The sequence below is a fragment of the Vibrio sp. B1FIG11 genome (genome assembly GCF_905175335.1).
Taxonomy (GTDB): Bacteria; Pseudomonadota; Gammaproteobacteria; order Enterobacterales; family Vibrionaceae; genus Vibrio; species Vibrio campbellii.
Genome location: NZ_HG992751.1, coordinates 174,185 through 199,161, shown reverse-complemented (window position 1 = coordinate 199,161; position 24,977 = coordinate 174,185). Strand labels below are relative to the sequence as shown.

17 protein-coding genes and 2 pseudogenes are annotated in these 24,977 nt (G+C 42.8%); 5 read left to right on the top strand and 14 right to left on the bottom strand.

Annotated elements, in window-relative coordinates; all coding sequences use genetic code 11:
* Positions 1-26: 26 nt before the first annotated feature.
* Complete coding sequence (ompR, locus tag KHO06_RS00900) at positions 27-746, bottom strand: two-component system response regulator OmpR (RefSeq protein WP_005430151.1); 720 nt, start codon at positions 744-746, stop codon at positions 27-29.
* 214 nt (positions 747-960) lie between these two features.
* Here ompR and KHO06_RS00895 point away from each other — a divergent pair.
* From KHO06_RS00895 to KHO06_RS00885, 3 genes and pseudogenes are all read left to right on the top strand, one after another.
* Positions 961-1,101, top strand: a pseudogene (locus KHO06_RS00895) (transcription elongation factor GreB); the annotation flags it as partial.
* Positions 1,102-1,414: 313 nt separating this feature from the next.
* Positions 1,415-3,994: an S-type pyocin domain-containing protein gene (locus KHO06_RS00890; RefSeq protein ID WP_212581959.1), complete on the top strand. Its 2,580-nt coding sequence runs from the start codon at positions 1,415-1,417 to the stop codon at positions 3,992-3,994.
* Positions 3,991-4,248, top strand: coding sequence for a bacteriocin immunity protein (locus KHO06_RS00885; RefSeq protein ID WP_212581958.1), 258 nt, complete (start codon positions 3,991-3,993; stop codon positions 4,246-4,248). The genes KHO06_RS00890 and KHO06_RS00885 overlap by 4 nt, the downstream gene beginning before the upstream one ends.
* Positions 4,249-4,286: 38 nt before the next feature.
* Here the strand turns inward: KHO06_RS00885 and KHO06_RS00880 are convergent, their stop codons facing one another.
* The 7 genes from KHO06_RS00880 to KHO06_RS00850 form a co-directional block, all read right to left on the bottom strand.
* Positions 4,287-5,684, bottom strand: a complete 1,398-nt coding sequence (locus tag KHO06_RS00880; protein ID WP_212581957.1) for a hypothetical protein — start codon at positions 5,682-5,684, stop codon at positions 4,287-4,289.
* A gap of 1 nt (position 5,685) precedes the next feature.
* A complete protein-coding gene (locus KHO06_RS00875; protein ID WP_212581956.1) occupies positions 5,686-8,574 on the bottom strand; it encodes a type I restriction endonuclease subunit R in 2,889 nt (962 codons plus the stop codon).
* A gap of 67 nt (positions 8,575-8,641) precedes the next feature.
* Positions 8,642-9,883, bottom strand: coding sequence for a restriction endonuclease subunit S (locus tag KHO06_RS00870; RefSeq protein ID WP_212581955.1), 1,242 nt, complete (start codon positions 9,881-9,883; stop codon positions 8,642-8,644).
* Positions 9,880-11,451 carry a type I restriction-modification system subunit M gene (locus KHO06_RS00865; protein ID WP_212581954.1) on the bottom strand — a complete coding sequence of 524 codons (1,572 nt, stop codon included), beginning with the start codon at positions 11,449-11,451 and terminating at the stop codon, positions 9,880-9,882. Before KHO06_RS00865 ends, KHO06_RS00870 begins: the two co-directional genes overlap by 4 nt.
* A gap of 14 nt (positions 11,452-11,465) precedes the next feature.
* Complete coding sequence (locus KHO06_RS00860) at positions 11,466-13,562, bottom strand: type I restriction-modification system subunit M (RefSeq protein ID WP_212581953.1); 2,097 nt, start codon at positions 13,560-13,562, stop codon at positions 11,466-11,468.
* Between the two features lie 80 nt (positions 13,563-13,642).
* Complete coding sequence (locus KHO06_RS00855) at positions 13,643-15,025, bottom strand: DEAD/DEAH box helicase family protein (RefSeq protein WP_212581952.1); 1,383 nt, start codon at positions 15,023-15,025, stop codon at positions 13,643-13,645.
* Positions 15,019-15,549: a hypothetical protein gene (locus KHO06_RS00850; RefSeq protein WP_212581951.1), complete on the bottom strand. Its 531-nt coding sequence runs from the start codon at positions 15,547-15,549 to the stop codon at positions 15,019-15,021. The genes KHO06_RS00855 and KHO06_RS00850 overlap by 7 nt, the downstream gene beginning before the upstream one ends.
* 98 nt (positions 15,550-15,647) lie before the next feature.
* Between KHO06_RS00850 and KHO06_RS00845 the strand changes: the two genes are divergently transcribed.
* On the top strand, positions 15,648-15,962 hold the full coding sequence (locus tag KHO06_RS00845; RefSeq protein WP_212581950.1) for a helix-turn-helix transcriptional regulator: 315 nt from the start codon (positions 15,648-15,650) through the stop codon (positions 15,960-15,962).
* Here KHO06_RS00845 and greB read toward each other — a convergent pair.
* From greB to gmtY, 5 genes are read right to left on the bottom strand one after another with little or no spacing between them, the layout of a single operon-like run.
* Positions 15,959-16,438, bottom strand: coding sequence for a transcription elongation factor GreB (greB, locus tag KHO06_RS00840; RefSeq protein ID WP_042604367.1), 480 nt, complete (start codon positions 16,436-16,438; stop codon positions 15,959-15,961). The genes KHO06_RS00845 and greB overlap by 4 nt on opposite strands.
* An 18-nt stretch (positions 16,439-16,456) precedes the next feature.
* On the bottom strand, positions 16,457-17,080 hold the full coding sequence (gmtX, locus tag KHO06_RS00835; RefSeq protein ID WP_212581949.1) for a gamma-mobile-trio protein GmtX: 624 nt from the start codon (positions 17,078-17,080) through the stop codon (positions 16,457-16,459).
* A gap of 1 nt (position 17,081) precedes the next feature.
* Positions 17,082-20,885, bottom strand: coding sequence for a VPA1269 family protein (locus KHO06_RS00830; RefSeq protein WP_212581948.1), 3,804 nt, complete (start codon positions 20,883-20,885; stop codon positions 17,082-17,084).
* Positions 20,885-21,154 (bottom strand): site-specific integrase, encoded by a 270-nt coding sequence (locus tag KHO06_RS26420; protein ID WP_244858373.1) that lies wholly within the window; start codon positions 21,152-21,154, stop codon positions 20,885-20,887. The genes KHO06_RS00830 and KHO06_RS26420 overlap by 1 nt, the downstream gene beginning before the upstream one ends.
* Positions 21,087-22,157, bottom strand: a complete 1,071-nt coding sequence (gene gmtY / locus KHO06_RS00825; protein WP_244858372.1) for a gamma-mobile-trio recombinase GmtY — start codon at positions 22,155-22,157, stop codon at positions 21,087-21,089. Before gmtY ends, KHO06_RS26420 begins: the two co-directional genes overlap by 68 nt.
* A gap of 379 nt (positions 22,158-22,536) precedes the next feature.
* Between gmtY and KHO06_RS00820 the strand changes: the two are divergent.
* A pseudogene (locus KHO06_RS00820) lies at positions 22,537-22,870 on the top strand (GreA/GreB family elongation factor); the annotation flags it as partial.
* Positions 22,871-22,942: 72 nt separating this feature from the next.
* Here the strand turns inward: KHO06_RS00820 and KHO06_RS00815 are convergent.
* Entirely contained in the window at positions 22,943-24,814 is a 1,872-nt protein-coding gene (locus KHO06_RS00815) for a RimK/LysX family protein (protein ID WP_212581947.1), read from the bottom strand.
* Positions 24,815-24,977 lie beyond the last annotated feature (163 nt).

Below are 24,977 nucleotides of genomic sequence, written 5' to 3'. Positions count from 1 at the left end.
GTATTATCGGCAGACCTTAGCAGGTATTACGCTTCTTTGCCGTCTGGGACGAACACGTAACCTAAGCCCCATACCGTTTGGATGTAGCGTGGTTTGCTTGGATCGTCTTCTAGCATGCGGCGTAGACGTGAGATTTGAACGTCGATAGAACGCTCCATCGCTGAGTATTCACGACCACGAGCCATGTTCATCAGCTTATCACGCGACATTGGCTCACGAGCGTTAGTTACAAGCGCTTTCAGCACCGCGAATTCACCCGACGTCAGTGGCATCGCTTCGTCACCACGGAACATTTCACGCGTACCTAGGTTCAGACGGAAGTCACCGAACTCAACGACTTTCTCTTCCGTGCTTGGTGCACCAGGTAGTTCAACCGTTTGGCGGCGAAGTACTGCTTTAATTCGAGCCAACAGTTCACGCGGGTTAAACGGTTTTGGTAGGTAATCGTCTGCACCCACTTCAAGGCCAACAATACGATCGACTTCATCGCCTTTCGCTGTCAGCATCAGAATAGGTAGCATGTTGTTAGCATGACGTAGACGACGACAAATCGATAAGCCATCTTCGCCCGGCAACATTAAATCCAGCACCATAAGGTGGAAGTTTTCACGGGTCAGAAGACGGTCCATCTGCTCGCCGTTAGCGACACTTCTCACTTGAAAACCTTGCTCAGAAAGGTAACGCTCCAACAGAGCACGCAAACGAGCATCGTCATCAACCACTAATATTTTATGATTTTCCTGCATTGAAACATCCTTTCAGAGGCATCTATAGTCAAAAATGTATCACTGTTTTTTCAAACGTGCTTGTGCAAATTGTTACTCTTTTTATCTTAGCCACGGTTTTGATGAATTATTTCGATGTTTCGCATTATTTTTCTCGTCATCACAACAATTTACAGTCAGACAAAATCAAGGCTAATATGATCAACAGAATCCAATAACGGCTGATTTACCTCAAATGAAAACCAATTTAATTACCCGTGAAGGCTACAATCGCCTAAAAACCGAACTCGACTTTTTATGGCGAGAAGAACGCCCAGAAGTCACCAAAAAAGTCACTTGGGCAGCAAGCTTAGGCGACCGAAGTGAAAACGCTGATTAACCAATAGAACTATAATTCTCATAATATTATTCATATGATACTGATTTTAAAGCGATTATAATTAGTATGCATAACCTTTAGGCATACTATTCAAATTCCCACCTACCTTTCGAAGTCTCCGCAATAAGTTGGCTAGATTTCCAATAAATTAGAAAATTCGACAATATTTTGAACAACCTAATAGCACTGTATATGTAACCCATTGTTTTTAATGACTAATGCAAATGGCGTGATTTTTGCGAAGTAGAGGCATTATTGGCTTAACTTGGGTTAAATCGTGTCATACAAAGTTCTCCCGCTTTCGGAATTGATGTCCCATGAATTCGGGTTGATAGAGGGCAACTTCCACAACCTCGCGGAAGCAGATGTCGTCTCTGCTATTCCTGCTCATCTTACCTTTGAGCAGCTAAAACAACACCTCCACGAGGGTAAGCTCGTACTCGTGAGTGATACACCTCAAATTCCCGCACTTCTGAGTTACAACGACCCAATTGGTCCTAAAACATGGCGCCTAAACTCTGAGGTTATCTCTGCATTTTCGGATGATGCGACTAAGGAATTGTTAGCAAAGACTAAAATCCCCAGAGCAACGGGAGGGTACAGCACACGTATTGTAGAGACCGCGACACTCGAACGAGCTTACACGCCGCAGCCAATAGCAACCGAAAGTGAAGAGGAGATCACCAAGGAATTCGAGTACAGCTTCGAAGTTGGCTGCTCGGATGCCACCATAAAGAAAATGGTGCACAGTGACTTTGCTTTAGCGAAAACTGAAAAAGAGAACGCGGTAACCCGCTGGGAGCAAGCCAATACCGAGCAAGGTACCCGCTACACAGCGTTATGTGTGTTTGATGAGCCAAAGCGTTTAAATATCCACATCGCCGATGACAATCTCGGGCTGACGCCACTGGAAGCCGTCACACTACAAAAAGCTGGCAGCCATAAAACTGAGGAAGGTTTTATACCTGTCGTTCCGGCTGTACGATTGGGCGAACGCCTAGGCTTGCCGACAGAGGGCTATTACTACCACTTTAATGATGGTGAACTGGTCCAAGAGTACAAAATTCTCGGACAAGAAAAGTGGGCGTTTTACGCTACGCGATCGACACAAGACAAGCTCAATAATGAGCGTGGTTTTACCAAAGACCAAAGCGCTATATTGGTGTATTGGAAGTTGGCCAACCAAGTCCTTGAGAACCAATTCATCATTTATCTTGAGCGCCAAATCACACGAGAAGAGCTCGATAACCTCAGTGAAGATTGGCTGAGCGAAAACGGGATAAAGTTGGATATTCCTGCACTGTTTGATGCAGCTAAACAGCCGGAAGAAGCACGCGTAGAAGATAACAACGATGAGACGGAAGCAGAACAAACCGCAGCAACGCACATCGTAGTTGCGGGGGAAACCTGGCAGAGCATAGCTGAACAGTATGGTATGGGAGCTAAAGCCTTGCTCTCGCTTAACCCAGTGTTTGAGGCCGACCCTCTATCACTCGCAATTGGTGATGAAATTGTTGTTGCAGAAGCACAGCAAAAACAAGCACCGGACAAAAAGGACACCTTTCCGCCACTGCGCCCACAAACTTACAACAACATCCGCAACAGCCATTATCAGCACAGCGACGCATTACTTTGGCTAACCACCCATAGAGCCATCAACGCTGCCGATTTCGTCGAAGGTGATGTCGCCATCCTTAACTTAAAAGACGCCACAAGCTCGCTCGTGTTCGCTAAATCCTGCACCAGGCCAGAAGGGTGTATTGAAATTGGTGACCAACAAGAGTCAATCAGTAACTTCGGCCCTTGGTCATTCTTCTTTGCGCAAGCGAATGCAAATCCTGCCGCTGTCATACCCGCCATTCAAGCAACACAAGCACAAATGGCCATGGGAAGTTCCGCAGCTGTCGCCGGCTCACCAGAGCAAACGCAACAAACCCAAACCGCGGCGATGCAGTTGGATAAACTGGCAGGTACATTGAAAGATAAAATCGTTGAGGGCTACCGCTGGCAAGTAGAAGGCATTGGCGCCTTGTTTGCCATGCAGCAAAGCTTGTTTGGCGATAACACCCAATACACAGACCAAGATTTACGCCAGGTGACCACGGCGCAAAGCCGCGTTCGTGTCCACATTACCGAGCCCCAAGATGGAGAGTTTTACCCGCACGTGCAGGGCTATCATGTAGACGACACGCGCATCCCCATCAAATACGTGAAACAGGGAAATAATGGCCAACTGTCCGTTGCGATTGAAAAGAACGGACCAACCATCTATTGGACACCAGAAGAAAACGGTGAAGCAAGTTGGCAAAGCACGCCCGATCATAGTGATGGCTTTGAAAAAGACGATATACTGGTCACGCCAATCCACTCGGATAGCGATGCTAACGTCACGGTTACGCCTGCGCCAGAAGAGAAAGACTGGCGTGATGCGATCTTGGTATTCCCGGAAAGCTCAGGTATTGCTCCGCTCTATGTGGTTTACAAAGAAAGCCCGAGGGATAAGCCCGGAGTCGTTACCGGGAAAGGCGAAGATATCTTTGGCATTTGGTTGGCAGGTGCAGGTAAGGACTTAGGAGCCCCAATACCCTCTCAAATAGCTGATAAGCTGAGAGGAAAAGAATTCAGCAGCTTTGATGCGTTTCGAAAAGCATTCTGGTTAGAGGTATCTAAAGACAGCGATTTAAAGGGACAATTTAATGCACAAAACCAAATTCGAATCGGGTTAGGGAAGGCTCCTAAAGCAAGAAGTCGAGATAAAGTAGGAAAGAGAAAATCTTTTGAGCTACATCATGTAGATGAAGTGCAGAATGGTGGCAAGGTTTACGATTTAGATAATTTAAAAGTGACCACACCCAAAAATCATATTGATATTCATAGAGGTATGAAGTGAGTAAAAAAAGTATAACGGACTACAACGAAGCTGAGTTCTTGCGCTTTGTCGAAGATATTTTTAAAGAGAATGCATCAGATTCAGATGAAGTCCTTGACGAACTGCTTGATATTTTTGAGGAAATAACCGAGCATCCTGCGGGTTCAGACTTAATTTACTACCCAGAGAACCCGGGTGAGGATACGCCTGAAGGGATAGTAAAAATAGTGAAAGATTGGCGTGTTAGCCAGGGGCTTCCCTGCTTCAAAGAGTAAGGAGTAAAGGCGTCATCGTGACGCCTTTTGAAAGTCAACTAAAACTCAGTACTGGCTTCAGCAGGTTTATTACCTAAATTTAAGTGTGCCCAGTCACTTTCATCTGAATAGTCTTTTCCCCGAGCTTTAACATCACACATCTCGAATTCACCCAGACCAGCTTCACCAATTACTAACGGATGTTTAACTTCAAAGTCTACGTGAATTGTATCCCCAGAAAACGGTTTGTCAGGGTGACTATCTCCTGAAAGATTACAAGAGTAACGAATGTAGAGCCCTTCACCATTTACCCACCGATATCCTGTTCTTTCTAAATCGTCTAGTTGGTCAAAACAATCAACGTTCGTAGTGGCTGTTTCTGAACTTCCTGCGTCAGAATTAACAATGTCTCCAATCAAGTCGGCATCCCAAAGTTCATTGATCGCTTCTTCAGCTACACTGTCTAAGTCTTGTAACTGCAATGAATATTGATCCAACGTCATTTGGATATGTTCGAACAACCAGCTTGAGTCATAATCTTCTTCATTTTCTGATTCGACTACATTATTCAAACAATCAAATAAAGTTTCCGAGTCGTACGAGAGGTACTTTATCTTTTTTATGTTCTTGGCTGTGAATGATGCATCGTTGATCAATTGGTCAAAATCTTTGTAGCCGAAGGTTGCAGCGATGATTTCTGACAAATGGAATAACGAGTATCGTCTTTCATCATCACTCAAGCTATCCGAAAGGGTATTCATGAATTGATATACAAATGGCAATCGGAGAGTGATTAGTTCGTTTTCATGTTCAGCTTTGCTTCTCTCAAAAGCAAACGCAGCTTTCTTTGCTTCTTGCGCTTTTTTAGCTTCTTTACGTGCCAAAGCTTCGTTATTGAGTCTCAACTCTTTAGCTTTTTCTTGCGCCTCAAGGTACTTCTCTTCAATTAGTTTCTTTCTGGCTTCAGAGGCGGCAGCTTGCTCTTGCAGCATTTTAGTTCTGGCAACTGAGTTTTCAATCTCAGCTCGCACTTCATCTTCCGCGACCTTATCTTGTAAGTTGGCCTTTGCTGTCGCTTTCACTAATCGACCACGATCTAATTCTTTATCAACATCTTGGTCTACTTTGTGACCATATCTTAGTTTTTCACTATGTTTTTGGATTTGCTGAATAGTTAGATGCAAGTAAGGAGAAATAAGTAGATAGGAGCAAGATAGAATTAATGGCCACCACAAAGTATCCCACACATTGTTATGTCCAATAGAAAGCCATTCAACGGAGTTTTTGAAAACGGAGACACGACTATCAACACTTTGACGCCCAAAAAATAACAGAGCTAATTTATCCCAGTTAAAAATGCCCCATGACACAATAAAAGCCCCGAAAAATGGACTTGTGATCCGGCTATTTACATTGCTACTAACTGACTCAAAGAGTTCCTTTACAGTTTCACTCACTCTAAAAACCACCAATAAACGTATCGACAAACCCTTTAAACTTTTCAGCCAAGCGTCCAACAATTTTCTTACGCTGTAATATTGTCGGCTTTGTTTGCAGTGTTCCTGCGAAATCATCACGTAGTGGCATCTCTTCACTAAGCTCATAACGGTTAACCAGAATCTCTAGCTTCTCAGTATCTAGATTTTCCTCATTAGCCATGCTTTCTAGTGCTTTACGTTTCTCTTTTTCCCAGAAAAACTCAAACTCTTCTTCAACATCGGCGTGTGCCGGGATACCTTCGAGGTGATCATTCATGAACTTCTCGATAAGAGCCTTTTTACTAAGAAGCGTTGGATCTGACCCGATTAGGTTGGCGATAACCTGACGTTTACGAGCCTTCTCTTCCGTACTTTCCTCTTCGTGTAGCTCTCGCAGTAAGTGAAGGATGTAACCGACATTCACTTCATCTCGGTGCATCAACTCAAGTTCAAAGTCGACATCATCCAATATCGAAACTTTCTCTTTAGTTGAGTTCTCACGCAACTGGCGATTCAAGTCAGCGTATTTACTGGTGAAGTCCTGAAACTCTTGCTCGCTCATCTCAGTGGCATCCATGTCGAAGTCAGCAAAGTTACCAAGCATGTTTTTTAAACGCATCAGTTCGCGGAACTGTCTGACAAACCACGCTTGTGCCTCTTCATCTGGCAAGCTATCGACTGAATCTACCGTTGGCGTGATCGAAATGAGTGCGGCATATGCCTTATCAAAATCGGCCATCAGATCATCGTATGATGGCATTTCAATCACTTCGGTCGGCTGCTTATTGGAGAACATTTTGAAAGCATCATCAGCCGCAGTTTTGAGATTGCGGAAACACACCACATTACCGTGAGACTTGGTTTCATCCAGCAGGCGATTAGTGCGCGAAAAGGCTTGAATCAACCCGTGGTGTTTCAGGCTCTTATCGACATACAGGGTATTTAGCCTTGGAGCATCAAAGCCAGTCAGGAACATGTTGACTACCAAAAGAATATCGATCTCTTTGGCTTTCACTCGCTTAGAGATGTTCTTGTAGTAGTTATAGAAAGACTCGCTATCTTTGGTTGTATAGTTTGTGCCGAACATCTTGTTGTAGTCGCCGATGAAAGACTCAAGCTTATCTCGGCTGTGCAGTTTTACAGCATCTCCATCATTAAGATACTTCGCTGCGACTTCTTGAATCTCTACCGCATCACCATTACCTAGCTCGTACTCTTCCTCTTCATTGGCTTCATAGCTAAAAATGGTCGCAACTTTAAGGTTGTGTTTACCTTCCGCTTTCTTCTTAGCAAGCAACTCGTAGTATTGGATCAGCTCTGGTACACCAGATACACAGAACATTGCGTTGTAATCGCGACTGTGTGTCTTTCTTCGGTGATGAGCAATAATGTAGTCGGTAATCTTATCAAGACGCGCAGGAGAGCTTAAAAGCTCTTTGGTGTCGATATCTTCAACTTCAATATCAAGGTTGTTGTTCGAGCCATCTTTGTATTGATAGCGCCCCACATACTCGATGGCAAACTTAAGAACGTTATTGTCACGAATGGCATCAACGATCACATAAGGGTGTAAACATTCGCCAAAAAGGTCTTTTGTGGTTTTCTTTATGGACTTTTTAGCCACTGCGTTTTTAGCAAAGATTGGCGTTCCCGTAAAACCAAACAACTGAGCCCCTTGGAAGAACTGGGTAATATTCTGGTGTGTATCACCAAACTGGCTTCGGTGGCACTCATCGAAGATAAAGATAATACGTTTATCTCTCAGTGCTTCCATCTCACTTAGGTAGCGCTTTTTAGTCACCACATTATTGAGTTTTTGCAGCGTAGTGACGACAAGTTTGTTGTTGCGATTTTCGTTAATCTTTTTGCCTTTGATTGGCTTATCGATTAGCTGGTGAAACAGCATGTTGGTATTGTCTGTGCTATCGACACAACCTTTGGCAAAAGCATTAAATTCTAACGCTGTTTGGTAATCGAGGTCTTTACGGTCAACAACAAAAACGACTTTATCGACTTCACTTAATGAAGTCATAATCTGTGCAGCTTTAAAAGATGTCAGCGTTTTGCCAGAACCCGTGGTGTGCCATATGTAACCGTTCAAGTCTGTAGTTCTGACTTGCTTAATGATCTCTTCCACCGCATAGAACTGATACGGACGCAGCACCATTAAGAACTTTCCTGTCTCGTTCAAGACAATGTACTTAGTCAGCATCGCTGTTAAATGCGGTGTTGTTAGGAAAGCACTAGCAAAGCTCGGAAGTTGACTGATTTTCTTATTATCAAAATCCGTCCAATCAAAAGTTTGCTTAGCGGACATCTCGCTATTATTGGAGAAATACTGTGTATTAACCCCATTTGAAATCACGAACAGTTGAACATAATTGAACAGACCGTGGTTGGCATGATACGAGTGCTTTTGATAGCGTTTAACTTGATTGAATGCTTCTTTTAGCTCTATGCCACGTCGCTTGAGTTCGATTTGCACTAAAGGAAGACCATTTACCAATACCGTCACATCATATCGGTTGGTATAGATACCCTTCACCGTTATTTGCTGGGCAACCTGAAACTTGTTTTTACTGGCTTCATCAAACAACAGAGTTAGATGTCGGCTGTCACCATTATCCAAGGTGACATCAAGCTGATCACGCAATGTCTTCGCTTTGGTGAAGATATTGCCCTTCTCTAGCTTACCCAATACCTGACGAAACTCAGTATCCGAAAGCGTGCATTCATTCACTTTCTCAAGTTGAGCCTTTAGGTTAGCTTCAAGCGCAGTATTGTCTCTAGGCGCAATAACTTCAAAACCTTGAGTGCCAAGCTGAGCAATTAAGTTATCTTCTAATTGTTGTTCTGATTGATAAGCCATTTGACGATTTAATATCCTTGAGTGCTTTCATGTACAGCTCTAGCAGACAGAGCTATACATTAAGAAATTACACAAACATCTGTTGAAGTAAGCCTTTTTTAAACTGCTTGGTTTGTTCTATCTGCTCTGCAACGCCCTCAATTTTGAGATCGATAGTTTTTAAGAAACGAGCTATTTTTTTCTGTTCATCAGAGCACGGACATGGGCATGAAAGTGCCATCAAGTCTGCACTTGATATATTCATTCGATCATGCCTTGCACCAAAGTTAGCAACACTATGCATGTACTTATGCCATGTTGTCCCTTTAAAAAAGTACTCCATGAAATCTAGACAAACTTTCGAATTGAAGCGAAAAACAGAGTACAGCGGAGACATCACTCCTTGTTCAATTTTGTTTCTACCAATTGGACCAACAGGCGCTAACTCAGATATTCTCGGGTTATAAACAAAATCATTAATATCAACCACACAATAGTTGTCGGTATTATCCCCTTTCGCTATATCTTTTTCAAAATAGTCCTGTTGAGAAATTATCCCATACTTTGCTGAATTCGTTAGTACAGCCTTTACTAACCTACCTTTATTTTTAGTCGTTATTTTTGATGCTAATTGGCTCAGAGGTTTCTCTTCCCAATCAGGAAACGCATTGCCATTTTCATCTTTAAAGCGAATTTGCTGGCTAAAAATCTGCTGCATTACACCTTTTTTGTATTCTTTGAGTAAGCGTTGCCTTTCGGTTAATTGGCTGATTTTAGTATCGACGGAAGTTAAGAAGTCAGCGATTTTTTGTTGTACTTCAAGTTTTGGCGAATGTAATTGAATACCTAAGAAACTTGGCTGTGAAATATTTTTCATGCTGCCACTTGTACCTGTAGCTAGCTCTTTTAATCGAAACTTGATTTTGGGCGTTGTAAGGTAATTGGCTAACCATCGAGGATCGTAGCCGCTTTTAGTCTTTATTGCCCAGAGTCGATCTGGTAAAAATAAGTTTTTATGAGACGATGAAACATACCCAACCTCTCCGACTAATAGTGGAGTATTCATTCGGCTAAAAATTATCGTCCCTGATTCAACCGGTTGCTTTATGCGAGAAAACTCAGAAGCCAGAATGGTTTTGTTTTCACTAGGAATAAAGCGGCCACTTGAGACACAACTAGTTTTAAGTACTCCAAGCTGAGTATCACTAGTTATAGGTGTATCTTCTGAGTTAACACTTACACCTGAAGATATAGACTTTACAGCGTCATTAGTGGTTATAGGGTAATGCGCTTCTTTATCAAACGATAGCATTGGTTCTTTAAAACTCATGCTTTTACCTCAAAAGGAGTATCAATACCTAGTTCTGAACAATACGCTGCAATTGTACTATTTGTATCCAGCATGGCATTATCATTCGTGACTAGCCGCTTTGATACCTCCGCCAAATCTACAATTTCTTCTTCTTCAAAAGTATCCACATAACGAGGGATATTTAGGTTATATTCATTCTCTTTTAAATCAGCAGGGGTTGCTGCAAAAGCGAATTTATCAATCTTTTGACGCTTAGCGACAGCATCTAAAATACGCTGTAAATCCTCTTCGCGCATAAAATTGTTATTAGTGCCTTTCTCAAAATGGTTGCTGGCATCAATAAACAACACATCATCGTCAGCTTTTCGATTTTTCTTTAGTACAAGAACACAAGTAGGGATGGGCGTGCCAAAGAAGATATTAGCAGGTAAACCAATCACCATATCCAGATAGTTTTTCTCTTTGATTAGATGCTTCCGAATATGCCCTTCTGCCGCGCCGCGGAACAACACACCGTGAGGCAATACCACAGCCATCGTTCCTCCATCATCAAGTTGATGAACCATGTGCTGAACAAAAGCAAAATCCGCTTTAGATTTAGGTGCAAGCTTACCGTAGTCAGAAAAACGCTCATTGTTTAGGTGTAAAGGGTTAGCTGACCAACCAGCAGAGAATGGAGGGTTAGCCACTACTGCGCTGAAGCGTTGCTCAATATGCGCTGGAGCTTCTAACGTATCGTCATTCTGAATGTCGAAGCGATTGTAATGAACATCGTGCATGATCATGTTCATACGAGCTAAGTTATAAGTACTTGGGTTTTGCTCTTGCCCGTAGAACTTTAAGTCTGGGTTGTTGGCTTCTTTCGCAACACGCAATAGTAACGAACCAGAACCACACGTTGGATCATAAACAGACTTTAGATTTGGGTTATCAAGTGTCACAAGCTTAGCTAACAGCTTAGAAACCATCTGCGGCGTATAAAACTCGCCAGCTTTTTTACCCGCACCACTGGCGAACATGCCAATGAGATATTCGTAAGCATCACCAAGAATATCAATCTCACTGTTTTCTAAGTGAAAATCAATGTTATCTAGGTGTTCCAATACTTTAGCAATTAGTTTGTTACGAGCATCTGGCGTTTTACCTAGCTTGTTTGATGTTAGGTCGAGTTCATCAAACAGGCCGTTAAAGTCGTCGGCACTGTCTGCTCCCATAGTGCTTTGCTCGATGTCATTCAAAACATCACGCACATCATCAAGAATGAACTCACCATTAGCACCAGCTTCAGCAACCACATGAAACAGCTCTGATGGCTTAAAGAAGTAACCGAGTTTGTCTAGCGCCTCTTCTTGGACTGCCTCTAGGTACTCTTTGCCTTTTTCGCTCTTCTCATCGATTTGCGCGAACTGAATACCATCTTCTGAAAGCAATTCATTAGCGTAGCGATTTAGCTTATCTGAAAGGTATTTGTAGAAGATTAGGCCAAGGATGTAATCACGAAAGTCATCGGCAGACATGTTACCACGAAGGGTGTTGGCGATGTTCCAAAGCTGTTTCTTTAGTTCTTGTTGGTGTTGTTCGACCATTACTTGTGTCCAAATTAATTCGTTTGAGTTTGCTTGGTGTTAGACCACTTCAAGTGATATGACAGCCCATCTAATCCGGGATAGATTGTATAACGGTTTACCCCGTAGCGAGATAAGTCTTTCCTAATCCTTACTTTGGCATTTTTAGGTATGATGAGCTTTGTTAACCCTTTAGGCTCGTATGGTGCCATCAAATTGGTTTGCACTGTGAACAAGCCGCTCTGGGCAATAATTCTTGGTGTTAAATTCGCTGGCATATACTTCCTAACCTCATCTTTTGAGGTCAACTCTAAGGGTTTCATCTGCTTATCCATGTCAAAAGGATCTTTTCTGTCTGTAAGGATATAGACAGCACCGTCTGTATCACTCTCAGATTCAATCGCAAAATACAGAGCGACAAGAGGGTTTCTAGACCAATCCAGTAGACGTGTAGGTAAACCGTGATGCTGTGCGAGTGCAAGCCACTCCCAATCATTACTTGGATTATATTCTAAATGAGGAATAGCTTGTTCTTTAAAGTGTTTGAACAGCCTTTTTTCTGCATTAATGAGCTCATCTTCTTTGTCATACCCCAAACGCATAATAGAAGGCTCTAGCTTATATGCTTTATTTTCAACACCTCGGAACACTGCAAAATCTGGGTTTAGTTTACTTACCGCTCTATGGAAGTCTGCAAAGTTCGAGATATTGGTATGGGGAATAACATCCACATAATCTGAGATTGAGAGTTTAAAGTCATTTTGCTCAATTTCTTTAAGTGAAACTACTTTTGAAAAGCCGCTGTCTGTCTTACGTGCGTCGACTGCCGTCAGTATTTTATCTATCGACTTATCATCAATGAAACGACGCCTATTTTTCTTCTCAAAAAGCTGACTAGCATCTATAAAAAGAACGCCATCACCTTTATTTCGATTTTTCTTGAATATCAGAGCACAAACTGGAATTGAAGTACCTAAGAATAAGTTAGCAGGTAGCCCTATAACTGCATCTAGACAGTTCAGTCCAGCCAATAAGTGACGTCTAATTTCACCTTCGGAACCACCACGAAATAGCACACCATGAGAAACGATGGAAACCATTAAACCATCATCTTTAAGTTGGCAAAGCATATGCTGAATGAAAGCAAAGTCTGCCTTATTTTTCGGAGCTAGCTTTCCATAACGAGCAAAACGTTCATCCCTAAAATGCAAAGGAGAGGGTGACCAGGAGGAAGAAAATGGTGGGTTAGAAACAACCACATCAAACTTTTGGTCTAGATGAGTCGGATCTTCAAGGCTATCACCATGAGCTAAGTCAAAGTCAGCCTGTGGAATACCATGCGAGATGATATTCATGCGTGCCAAGTTATATGTTTCAAAGTTAATCTCTTGTCCATATAACTTCACATCAGAATTGTTAGTTTCAGATGCAACATTCAATAGCATAGAGGCTGAGCCACATGCTGGGTCATAAATCGACTGAATATCATCGCCACCTATTATGACAAGTTTCGACACTAATTTGGAAATCGATTTAGGGGTATAAAACTCCCCACCTCGATTGCCCGCTGCGCCTGCAAACATATTAATCAAGTACTCATAGAAGTCACCCCATGAAATATTTTGATCATCCTGAATATTAAAATCGTTCAAAGCAATCAAAATACTGGCAATGACTCTATTACGCTCTCTGGTTGTTTTGCCTAACTTTGGGGAGTAAAAGTCTATGCTAGTAAACACTCCATCAAAAAGATGTCCCAGTGAACGGTACTCGATCTTTCTAAGGGTATCATCCAACAACTCAGCTATATAATCATCTGTAGTGCTGGCCTGAACCACGTTATGAAATAACTCGGAAGGTCGACAGAAATACCCGAGTTCATGCAAGGCTTCTTCTTGAATATCTTCGATGTAGTTATTGCCTTCTTCATTCAAGTCCTCGATATCACGGAATCGAACTCCCTCACCACGAAGTAACTCATCTGCATATCGTTCAAGCTTCAGAGAAATAAAGAGATAAAAAGTTAACCCTAGAAAATAAACACGGAACTCCTCTGTTCTAATATTTCCACGCAAGGATTCAGAAACACGCCAAATCTTGCTCTTAAGTTCTTGTTTTTGTTTATCGTCCATAGAAGTACAGTTACATATGATGAAGAAGCGCATTGTAACTGAAACTTAAAGCTAACAAGAGTACAGAGATCATTTTTAAACTATGAAGTGGCTAGAAAAGCTGAGATTACGCGCTGCTTAAAAGCTCCCAATCTAAGTTCATCGATTGCACTAAGAGATCCGGTTGAGTTAAGTTCGGTGCTGATAGCACTACTCCAAACCAACTTTGATTTTACTTGTTCTCGATCTTCTAAGAGACCATGACCACTTAAGCAAGTACGTTGAGATTCTGACTCAAACGCTATCAAACTCTCTATTTTCGCAAACATACAAGAGTCAGGAATGTCTTGCTCAATCCGCTCAGAAAATTGAATCAAACTTTGCTCTGCAAAAGTGAACAGCCACGCCTGTTGATTTTCTATTCCATTTACCCGAAGAATACGCCCCAGTACTTGCCTAAAGTACAGCTCAGTTTTCACCGCGCTCATATGACAGCAAACTTGAAGTCGAGGTATATCAGTGCCTTCGCTGATCATTCCAACGCTGACAATCCATTGAGCATCACTTTGACGATAGCGTTCTATTTCAGCTAATGGCTCTTCATGGCGATAAGTAACGATTGATACAGATTGAGAGTACTTTTGAGAGAGTATCTTTTGGATTGCTTGAGCGTGCTGAACAGAAGAGGCCACGACTAAACCTCCCGCATTGGGCGAGAGAGAACGTATTTCTGCAAGCTTGTTACAACCAAGGCCGAGTAAATACTCCATCGCTTCCTGGTTATGTATAACACTTTGATATGAGGTTCTGGTCTGCTTGAGCATTTCTAAGATTGAAGAAAACGACTCCACTTTATCTTCGTTGCTCACAGAGAGATGCTCACTATCAACCAAAACCAACTTTGGAACTCGACAAACCTTGTCTACGATCGCCTGCCTCAAAGTGTATTGGTAATCAACCAAAAGCTTACCTTCTGGATCACTGTATTCGGACATGACTATAGGTAGAGAATCTGAGCGCCACGGAGTCCCTGACATAGCTAACGTATAGGTTGCTAAACCCTGTATCTTGGCTAGCACTTGTTGCCCCCAAACATTTGCATTTTCAAAGTCAGATCCAGAGCAGTGATGAATTTCATCAAAGACAACAAACACTCGATGATTACGTAACGTCTGCCAAAACTCGTCGTTGAGAAATTGGATTGATTGATATGTTAGCGATTGCCCAATAGAGCCTAGGCCACCATTAAAAGTGCAATTCAGAGTCTGAGAAAAAGTTCTTTTGATTCCATCAGCTACCGTTAAAGATGGAGAAAAACATAACACAAGGTCGATCAAATCATCACAAAGTAGTCTTGATGCAACTGTTGCCGCAAGTACGGTTTTTCCGGCTCCCGGTGTCGCTTGGCAGAAAAAGTGTTGGTGCTTTGCTCTAAATTTCTGGATAGCTTTTGCAGCGCACTCTGTCTGCCACTGTCTTAGCACGGTTGGCTCCCCTCTGAGAGAGTATTAAGGAGGTTCGTTAATCCATTTATTTTGCCAAGCAAGTGCGCTGAACGTTCTCTTGCTTGCTGTAACAATGGGGTTAATCGATTCTCTAGCTCAGGGAAACGGCATCTTAGTGATTGATATTCATCGATTTCACCAAGTACGATCTCTAATTCGCCTTTATATTCATTACTCTCACGAAGCAAAATCGAGTAGTCTGGAGAACATTCTTTTCTTAAAACTTCACGTTTGGCTTTTTTTCGAGGCACTGTCTGAAGTTCTCTAAATTGTTCGGTTTGAAAGTACTTTTTGTTTCTTCCTTTACCTTCACTTCGCAGCCAACCCCTTTGTTGATATTGCCATATTTGGCGATAAACCTTCTTCCGAGCCTCATCAGAGTTCTGTGTACCTTCTTCAAGTTTCAATGAAGCATCTCTCACCTCAACGACAGAAAACCCGTCCATTTCATCTTCAACCAACAACTTATGCATTACTGCACTGATTCTTATAGAACGTTTCATTTCCCGCCCACACACAAAACTAAGGATTGCTTAGTATACAGAAATGAATAAAACTAAGAAAATCTTAGTTAATATAGGTTTTCACAAATGAACCGAAAATGTCATTTACTAGCCCAATCCCAGCGCGACTTAAAAAAGCACGCAAAAAAGCCAAACTCTCCCAGAAAGCCTTGGGGGTGCGAATAGGTATGGATGAGGGTTCGGCAAGTGCCAGAATGAATCAGTATGAGAAAGCAAAACACGCTCCAGACATACAGACTCTAAAGCTCATTGCTAACGAGCTAGGCGTCCCTTTGAACTATTTCTTTTGTGAGGAAGAAAGCTCTGCCAAGTTGGCCTGCCTGATTGCAAAATTGAGTGAAGAAGAGAGGCAAGAGCTTATCAATAAGTTGAGCGGTTCCGAAGAGAGTTAAGGTTTGTTGTAGCTAATAGAGTTAACGAACCATTCTTTGTCACCTTCAGGTGTGCGTACCGTTACTTCGTCATCTACTTCCTTCTTCAACAATGCTCTCGCCATTGGTGAATCAATTGAGATGTAGTCTTTTGCGCCGCCATAAATTTCCTCAGGACCAACAATTCTGAATGTCTTAACATCACCGGCTTCATTCTCAATCTCAACCCAAGCTCCGAAGAAGACCTTTCCTTCTTGTTGAGGAGAGTAGTCAACAATGGTCACTTCAGGCAGAAACTTACGAAGAAAGCGCACACGACGGTCTATTTGACGAAGTAAGCGTTTGTTGAAGGTGTAGTCAGCGTTTTCCGAGCGATCACCCAAACTAGCTGCCCATGTGACGATTTTGGTAATCTCTGGACGCTTCTCATTCCACAGATGGTCATGTTCCGCTTTGAGTTTGTTATAACCTTCTCTGGTGATTAGTTTTGTTTTCACTTCTACAATCCAAGTTATTTATAAGTTCTGTAAAGCCTTTTTGATTGCATCCAAAGTTGCGACAGGGAAAAAAGACTTTTGAGTATCAGTCGAAACTATACTGCCATTTTTTCCAAGCTCCAATTGGTGTCTGCGTAAAAACTCACTAGAAATGAGGTACTCCAATGCGCTTCGCTCCAGCTCAGTGAGCTTGATAGACGCAAAGGACACATCAACATTATCGAACACTTCAATGACCTGATTGATAGGCACTACTTCATTAAGTAGTCGTTCCGCTTCCTTTTTTTGAGCATAGAGAATATTGGCTTGAAGCTTAACGACTGGATCGTCTAGTTCATCAATCCAAGCGTGCATCTTACCTTTTGAAGTGCTTCGCGCCGACCTTGGTTGGTCTTTTGCTGAAGAGTTGAAACTAGCAATTAAGGTTCGGTACGATTCTCCCGTCTTGTTCCGGATACTTTGTGCAGCTGGAACACCTCGCCCTTTTCCAAGTCGAGCTATCGTTGAATAACTAAAGTCGTTCAATCCGCGTTCTTGTTGTTCCTTGCATATGGTAAACACGGCCTCTAATGAGTTCTGTACCCGAGATGACGCTTTCTTTTTTAGCTGACTCAGTACTTGCTCAGGGGTAATTTCTGACATGCTAACCGATCCTTTTTACTGGTTTCGACTTCTCAAACAATTCACGAATCGTCTTTTCGTCGAACTGGTTATCTATCGATAAGTCCTTTAGGGTCAAACTCCCATCCATGAGACGGTCAACGTTCTCCCAGCCTTTCAACCGTGTCAGCATTAGCTCTGTTAACTGATTCCCCACTGCAAGCTGTTCTTCTTCTGACAGTAAGAAGAATTGCGGCTGAATACCGTTTTCGGCCATCATCTTGTCGATCATTTGGGAGCGTCTGGTAACTGCTAAATCATCACTACAACTATGGTACAGCTCTGCGTTCGAGCATACCTCTGATAGCTGATGAAAGCTGCTTACTTCATCTAGCTCAACACCTAGAGTGAATTCATGCGGAACAATAAGCTGATAGTGCTTTTCCGTGTTTTCCTGAGGCTTACGCATAAGGGTTTGACAATTATGGATATGTCGGTGAATCGCATTCATGTCCGAGAGGTACAAATCTAGCTTCTTCGCTCGTGTTTCAATTTCCGAGTTCAAGTGCGTACGTTTCCCAACTAACCCACGTCTATCAGACTCTAAAGCTGACTTCTCTGAGCTGTCCGCTTTAATTTTGTAAAGCTGGTGATCAATGACATCTATCTTCTCTGCAATATTATCAAGCTTCTGACCAAGTGCAGTGTAACGTATAGATTGCGTATTTACGGCTAGGCTTATCTCATTGAACATGGCGGCAAGTCCAACCAAAAAAGCAGGACCGGTGATAAAGAATCGACACTGAAAACAGTTCTGCTCACCTAAATAACCTGCTGGCACGGGGTGATATATGTTGGCTTTTGTGGCTACAGGGCAGCCTCCTTCTGAACAAAAAGCACCTCCCACCGGACAGATACCAAAGTCTTTCCAAAGATAGCTGGAGGCCGGCCGAGCATTGTCTAGTGAATTCAGTAGATCCACAGATGAGCCTACCAACTGTGATTTCACCTCTTCAATTCGCTGCTGCTCCACAAAGGATTTGAGCGTCTGAGTTGCTTTGCTTATCGCCTCCTTTTCTCCCACATCCATTTTTTCTCGCAAGTTGGCGCCTGTTTTACCGCTCTTGGTATAATAGATTGTCATCAGAATGCTGGAGTGACCGACCAACTTCATAATGACTTCCAAAGGAATACCAAATTCAAAGGCGTACGCGTTAATCAGACTGACGCGCATTGAGTGTGGAGTATAAGGGGATTTGAAGTGTGAAAGCGGTATCGTTTGGCTATTTTCAAACTCTTTAATCGATTGATCGTATTTCAGCCCTTTGTAGGTAGCCGTATTAATATCATTCTTGCCAGAGAAATATAGCGCAGCTGCGAGCCGTGTCGTTAGTCTGCCACCAAATGTCCCTGGCTCTTTCTCTAGATAGTCTCGGAATAAAAAGCAATTAGACCCTTTTTGCTTACGCTGGACTTCGTTTAGATTGGTGCGCTCACAATCAAGCCATTTCGTTGGCTCCTCAAGTGGATTATATTTCTGTTGCCACTTTCTCAGCTTTACCAACCAATACGCAAGCTCTATGGGCATGAAAGGAATCGTGTAACCCGAACCATCAAACTTAGTTTTGTTGGACGTGTAGTGAACACCGAACTCTCCTTGCCCTGACTTACTCACCATGCTCTGCCGATTGGTTAGGCCAGCTAACTTAGTCCTATTTTTCTTCCAAACGACTTTATTATTCTTAAAGTCGGCGAGTTCTTGATCGGCTTCTCCAGAATCGCAATAAATAATTTGCATACCTCGTGCGGGGAGTTGCATTAGTGAGTATGTATAGGTCCAGTATGTTGGAAACCAAAGGTAGGTTTTTCCATTTTCAACTTTGAAAACGCAGTCAGGATCACTCTCATCAAGGATAGAGCTGTCTTTGATTTGCACCCAATCTGATGAAAAACGCTGCAAATGAGCTAAATCCCGATAGCTTAACTTTTTCTCTACAGAGTCCAATGGAAATATCCAATCTCGCCCTGCTTTTACATATTGATAGGGCAGAGCCATCTTGTCTGTTTCATTGATCACTTGAGGAGCAGTCTCTCCATTAAAGTTGATGTGACTAAAAGGGTTTTTAGCGCCCTTGATATGGGTAATTTCTCCCGTCTCTGTGTCTTCCAAAATAAGATAACTCGAGATAATCCAATCTAAGAACTCATTGATTGAGAATGCCCATTTTTTTCTTCGAGTCACTGGAACTTGTTCAAACAGATTCAGCATGGGTTGAATGTTTGTCGAGCCACGAGTAAGAAACTCCAACGGGGATGTTTCAAAACCATTTGGCTCAATGTATTCACGAACAAATTCACACAGGTCTTTCGCTTTGGTATCTCCACCACGTGCAGACTTGAGAAACTCTTTTAACGTCTCAGCCCACAAAGACCACTCATCGGTAAAGTATTTTACCTGGTACGGTCGTTTTACTCCCCAGAAGTCATAAGTGTTAGTCCAGCCCTTTCCGTGATAATACTCTTCTGGTTTGGCTGGCATTCTAGGGTCGTTGGACTCTGATCGAAGCTTCGCATATTCAGCGAGACTGAAAACACCTTTGCTTCGAACTAAAGCGACTAGTTCGTCATATCCATAAGGTCGTGGTATATCGAGAGCGTCATACCAATTGCTCCAGTCAGGTATTCTTTTTTCAGGTTTGGAGGGTAATTGAGGATAGTTCTTCTGCGTAACTCTATATTGAGCAGAGTCTTTGATTTTTAGAATCGCACATGCTGTTTTGAACTGTTTCAGATTAGATATATCTCTGGGCAATAAGAATTGAATCCAGTTGATCCAATCATCTTTATAAAACTGATTTGGACACGAGGGAAGACGCTCATCTTCTTTGTAACGCTGCGAATACTCAGCCAGCGATTGAATACCCAATCCTATCGCCACTTCGCTGGCCTCTGCATATGTCGAATACAAAGACCGCTTTTCTTTATCCAGAAAACTAAACCAATCAACCCAATCATTGGCATAAGCCTTATTTGGACTCGAGGGAAGACGCTCATCTTCTTTGTAACGCTGCGAATACTCAGGCTGCGATTGAATACCCAATCCTATCGCCGCTTCGCTGGCCTCTGCATATGTCGAATACCAAGACCGCTTTTCTTTATCCAAAAAACTAAACCAATCAACCCAATCATTGGCATAAGCCTTATTTGGATGCGAGGGAAGACGCTCATCTTCTTTGTAACGCTGCTTATATTCCGCCAGCGATTGAATGCCCAATCCTATCGCCGCTTCGCTAGCCTCTGCATATGTCGAATACAAAGACCGCTTTTCTTTATCCAGAAAACTAAACCAATCAACCCAATCATTGGCATAAACCTTATTTGGACTCGAGGGAAGACGCCCATCTTCTTTGTAACGCTGCGAATACTCAGGCTGCGATTGAATGCCCAATCCTATCGCCGCTTCGCTGGCCTCTGCATATGTCGAATACCAAGACCGCTTTTCTTTATCCAGAAAACTAAACCAATCAACCCAATCATTGGCATAAGCCTTATTTGGACTCGAGGGAAGACGCTCATCTTCTTTGTAACGCTGCTTATATTCCGCCAGCGATTGAATGCCCAATTCTATCACCGCTTCGCTGGCCTCTGCATATGTCGAATACAAAGACCGCTTTTCTTTATCCAGAAAACTAAACCAATCAACCCAATCATTGGCATAAGCCTTATTTGGATGCGAGGGAAGACGCTCATCTTCTTTGTAACGCTGCTTATATTCCGTCAGCGATTGAATACCCAATCCTATCGCCGCTTTACTTGCTTGGTTTATGGTTGCGTAAAACTTTTTCATCAGTGAGCGCCTCTCATTTGCTGACGAACCTCGTCGTCAGAAGGTGTCAAGTAAACCAAGCAACTGTCAGGGCTTTTATGATGCATCGCTTTTTGAATCTCTAGTTGAGAGAAACCTCCTTGGCTTAATCTATAGCCGTAGGAATGTCGATGTGCATGTGGGGTCGTCCCTCGCGATTTGGAAGGTTCGAGTCCGATTCGTTTAACTGCTCGATTGTGTTTTTGATTGAAATTTTTTTTTACTCTCAGTATCGCCTTTTGAGTTAACAAATAGGAAAGGAGATTCTGAAGCTGGCTTAACCGAAAGGTATTTTTGTAGTAACAGAGTGAACTCAACGGCTTTACTTAGTGGATAAAACATGACATCAAAAGACAGATTGCGATTTGTAAGCAAAGGTCCTTTCCAGCCAGCGTAGAGCCTATGGCTTCTCGGATAGTCAGTTCGTGGACTAAGTTGGTATACATGAGCCAAATATTCTCTTCGGCTACTAAACCGCTTGTCAGGAGATTTTCCATCACTAGGGTGAAAAACCGATATGAGAGCTGAGCCGGATTTCTCATCTAGATGAACATCATGAGCATATATATGAAAACACTCCGACAATCTCAACCCACCAAAATGCATCAACATTACGATTAACTGACTACCATAATCCGGTTCTCCTGAAGCAGAAACAAACCCATGCAGCAGTAAGTCTTCAATTCGGTCTTCTGGAAAGCGATATACCGCTTCGATATCAACTAGGTGCCTCTCAGGTCCTCGAATCTTTCTAACAACTGAGAATTGCTGTCGGGATGGTTTAGCTAAGTGATTCAGGAAACTACGACTGTGCCTTCTGTAGTAAGCACACCACTGCAAGCGTTCTTCGACATAATTGGCTTTCTTCAAGGGATTTAGCTTCGGTAAATCAGTACCATGGATTGTGTCTAAGTAGTCGCAGTAATCAGTGATATGACGAAGAAGAACATTCACATCTTCACTTCTTCGAGGAGACCAGAACAAACCAGAGTTATCTTGCCCATCTTGAATCGTTCCGAACTGTAACGCTTCAACAAAAGCTCTTAGTAGATCTGTAGCCGATGAGGCGCTTAATAATTGGCGCTCTATGTACTTTAAAAGAAGCTCTACAGCGAAGGTATTGCGCTCTAGCCACGACTGAGATTTGTAGCGATTCTCATGCAAAAATCTCAAGTGAGAAATCAGCAAACCATTTTCAGTAAAAAGCGCAGGAAAGCGAAATGAGGGCCGGCTTGCACTAGCTTTGTAGTTCACTGAGCGCTTGATTACGAAGCTCATTTCTTTGCCTGTTTGAAGTAGTCACGCCATCCAGACTAGTTCTTGGCGTAATAACGGGTCATATTTATAGGAACATGTTTAAACTGCTGTGCATTTTTACATTCCTGCTCATTACTATCAGGGAATCGACGACTATTCTCTAAAAACTCACTCCAACCCGTCCATCGCTTCTCATAGTTCATAGATCACCTCAAATACTAAGGAGTTCTTAACATACTACTTAGTATATAGTTGATGGTTCTCACTAATTCAAATGACTCAGCTATAAAAACAGACCAGCTTAATATCAGATATTTAGAAGTAGTATTTTAGCTATTAGTACGCTCTTAAGAGTAGAACTAATATCAATACAACAAAAAAACGTCTGCGTGAAATTGACCGTCGTGTCAGATACTTACGAAAGCGTCTAGAGCAAGTCAAAGTGGTGGATTACTCACCTCAGCAAGAAGGCAAAGTGTTCTTTGGTGCTTGGGTGGAAATTGAGAATGAAGCGGGCGATGTGAAGAATTTCCGCATCGTTGGTCCCGATGAAATCTATGGCGATGCAAAAGGCTATATCTCGATTGATTCCCCAATGGCGCGTGCGCTCCTAAAAAAAAGAAGTCGATGACGAATTCGCAGTAAGAACGCCAGAAGGCTACAAAGAATGGTTTATCAATAGTATTCGCTACCAAGGCGAAGAAAACTGATTGAATGACCCGATAAAAAGAAAGCCGCACTTAAGAGTGCGGCTTTTACGTTTTGAATATCAACCTTGAAGGTTACTCTTCGTAGTCAGGCTTCTCGGTCACAATGTAGTTGGTATCGCTGGCAACGATCGCACCGTGCTTCAAGAAGTTCTTACCCAGAATCATGCTGTAATGGAAGCGGCTACGGTCTTGCAAGTTAACGCGAACCTTCTTCTCTAGTTCGCCAAGCTTAACATGCATTTCCACCACCGGACGGACGTTGGCTTTCTCACCTTTCTTGGCTTTAATGCGCATCACGTCGACAACGGGTTTGGTAAATTCCTTCTTCATGCCGCTGTCGTTCTCATAGGTGAAGCTCACCATGTCTTTGCCATCTTTCTTGAACTGTTTGATGTTCTTGGCATTAATTGAGCTCACATCCGCGCCCGTATCCAATTTCACCGGGAAAGACATGCCTTCCACTTCCGCCACTTCAATATGACCGGCTTTAAACAGCGGACGCGCATCCAATAAGTGATCAGCGCGTGTATTCAACAGCACACCGCCTTTCGCCATGCTGTGGCCGAAGACAAAGAACGGCTGTTCTTGATCGTCTTTCTCCAATACATCAATGGCAAATTCGATGCTCTTCTCTTCATCACCAAATAGGAAGTCACCCTCAACGACTGGGCGAACCGAGTCACCCACTTTGAGCTTCTTCAATACGTGTTTAGTGATTTTCTCTTCCTTGCCTTTCGCGCTTGGCAGATAGAAGGTCACGACTTCTTTCTTGTCTTTTTCCGTCAATTCAAAGCCATCCACACGCAACAATGGCGTTTTAACCGCGAAGGTTGGATACGCAGGCAGTACATGACCATCAATATTGACTGACTCTTCAGGTGAGATAACCAATGGCTTAGATTTCAGAGCATTCTTAAATGACTTCTCAACGCCACCGAGCAAGTTCTCTTTGTCAGTGTCAATCACGAAGTGCTGGCTTGCAACGTCTTTACCCAGACGAATTTGCGAGCTAAAGCTGCTGCGATCGCGCAAGTAAACCAGCCATTGTTGCGTCTCGGTTTCACTCACTTTCACCGGAAGATAAACCAAAGGACGCTCACTCTTGCTGGTTTTCAACATACGTACTAATGGTAGGGTCATTGGATGACGCTTGCCGTTCTCACCTTCTAAAGTGAAAGAAACTTGTTTTTTCTTCTTATCCACTTTGATATTCAACGCATGCACGTTGGTGTAACGGCTAGAAGTTGAAATGCTCACCTTGTATGGCACCCCTTCCACTTCAACCGTTTCTTTCTTACCGATCATCTGCGCCTTTTGTTGCTCTTGCAGGTAATCGTAACCAGCAAATACCCACGCGTTGTTGTCGAGGTAAGTCTTACCGATCAAGATAGGTGCTGAGAATTGAGTGCGCTTGGTCAGGTTAACCACGGTGTCCACAGTATGTCCTGCAATGGTCATCGGCATTTTCACCGTCGGGCGGAGAATTGGTTTTTCGCTGGTACGGCTGCGGATCGCACTGATGCGTTCAAGATCATCAGTGATCTTAATTTCTTTGCCTGTGTACGGATGATGAATAGTGAAACTCACGGTCACTTGGTACGGCTTAAAACTGTCAGCATCCCACTTGGCTTTGGTGCCACCAAGATCATCAATGATTGCCCACATCAGCTTGTTATCTTTGAGGCTTTTGTATTCTGGGTTGCTGCTGCTGACGTGAATGTTTTCTGCGTGCATTGAGGTCGTGTCGGCGCCGGTATCAATCTTGCCGATGAAAGGAACATCACTTAGCTCTGGAATCTCGCTGTAATAAACGCTTTCAACACGACCGAGAACCACTTTGCCGTCAAGTTGATAGATTGGATATTGAGTAGTCGCAGATAAAGATTGCGACCAAGAAAATGGAGCGACTAACAAGGCACCTGAAAGCGCCACAGCCAAAGACATTTTTTTTCATTATTGTTTTCCGTAAGTGCCAAGGTACAGAATATAGGCAGTCATTTTTGAATAAGTTCTGAATTTAATTACAGTTTTGACACAAAATTGACCAATGTCCACCGACGCTCAGTAAATTTTTGAGTTACTAGTTTAAAACATTGCAAATTCCATG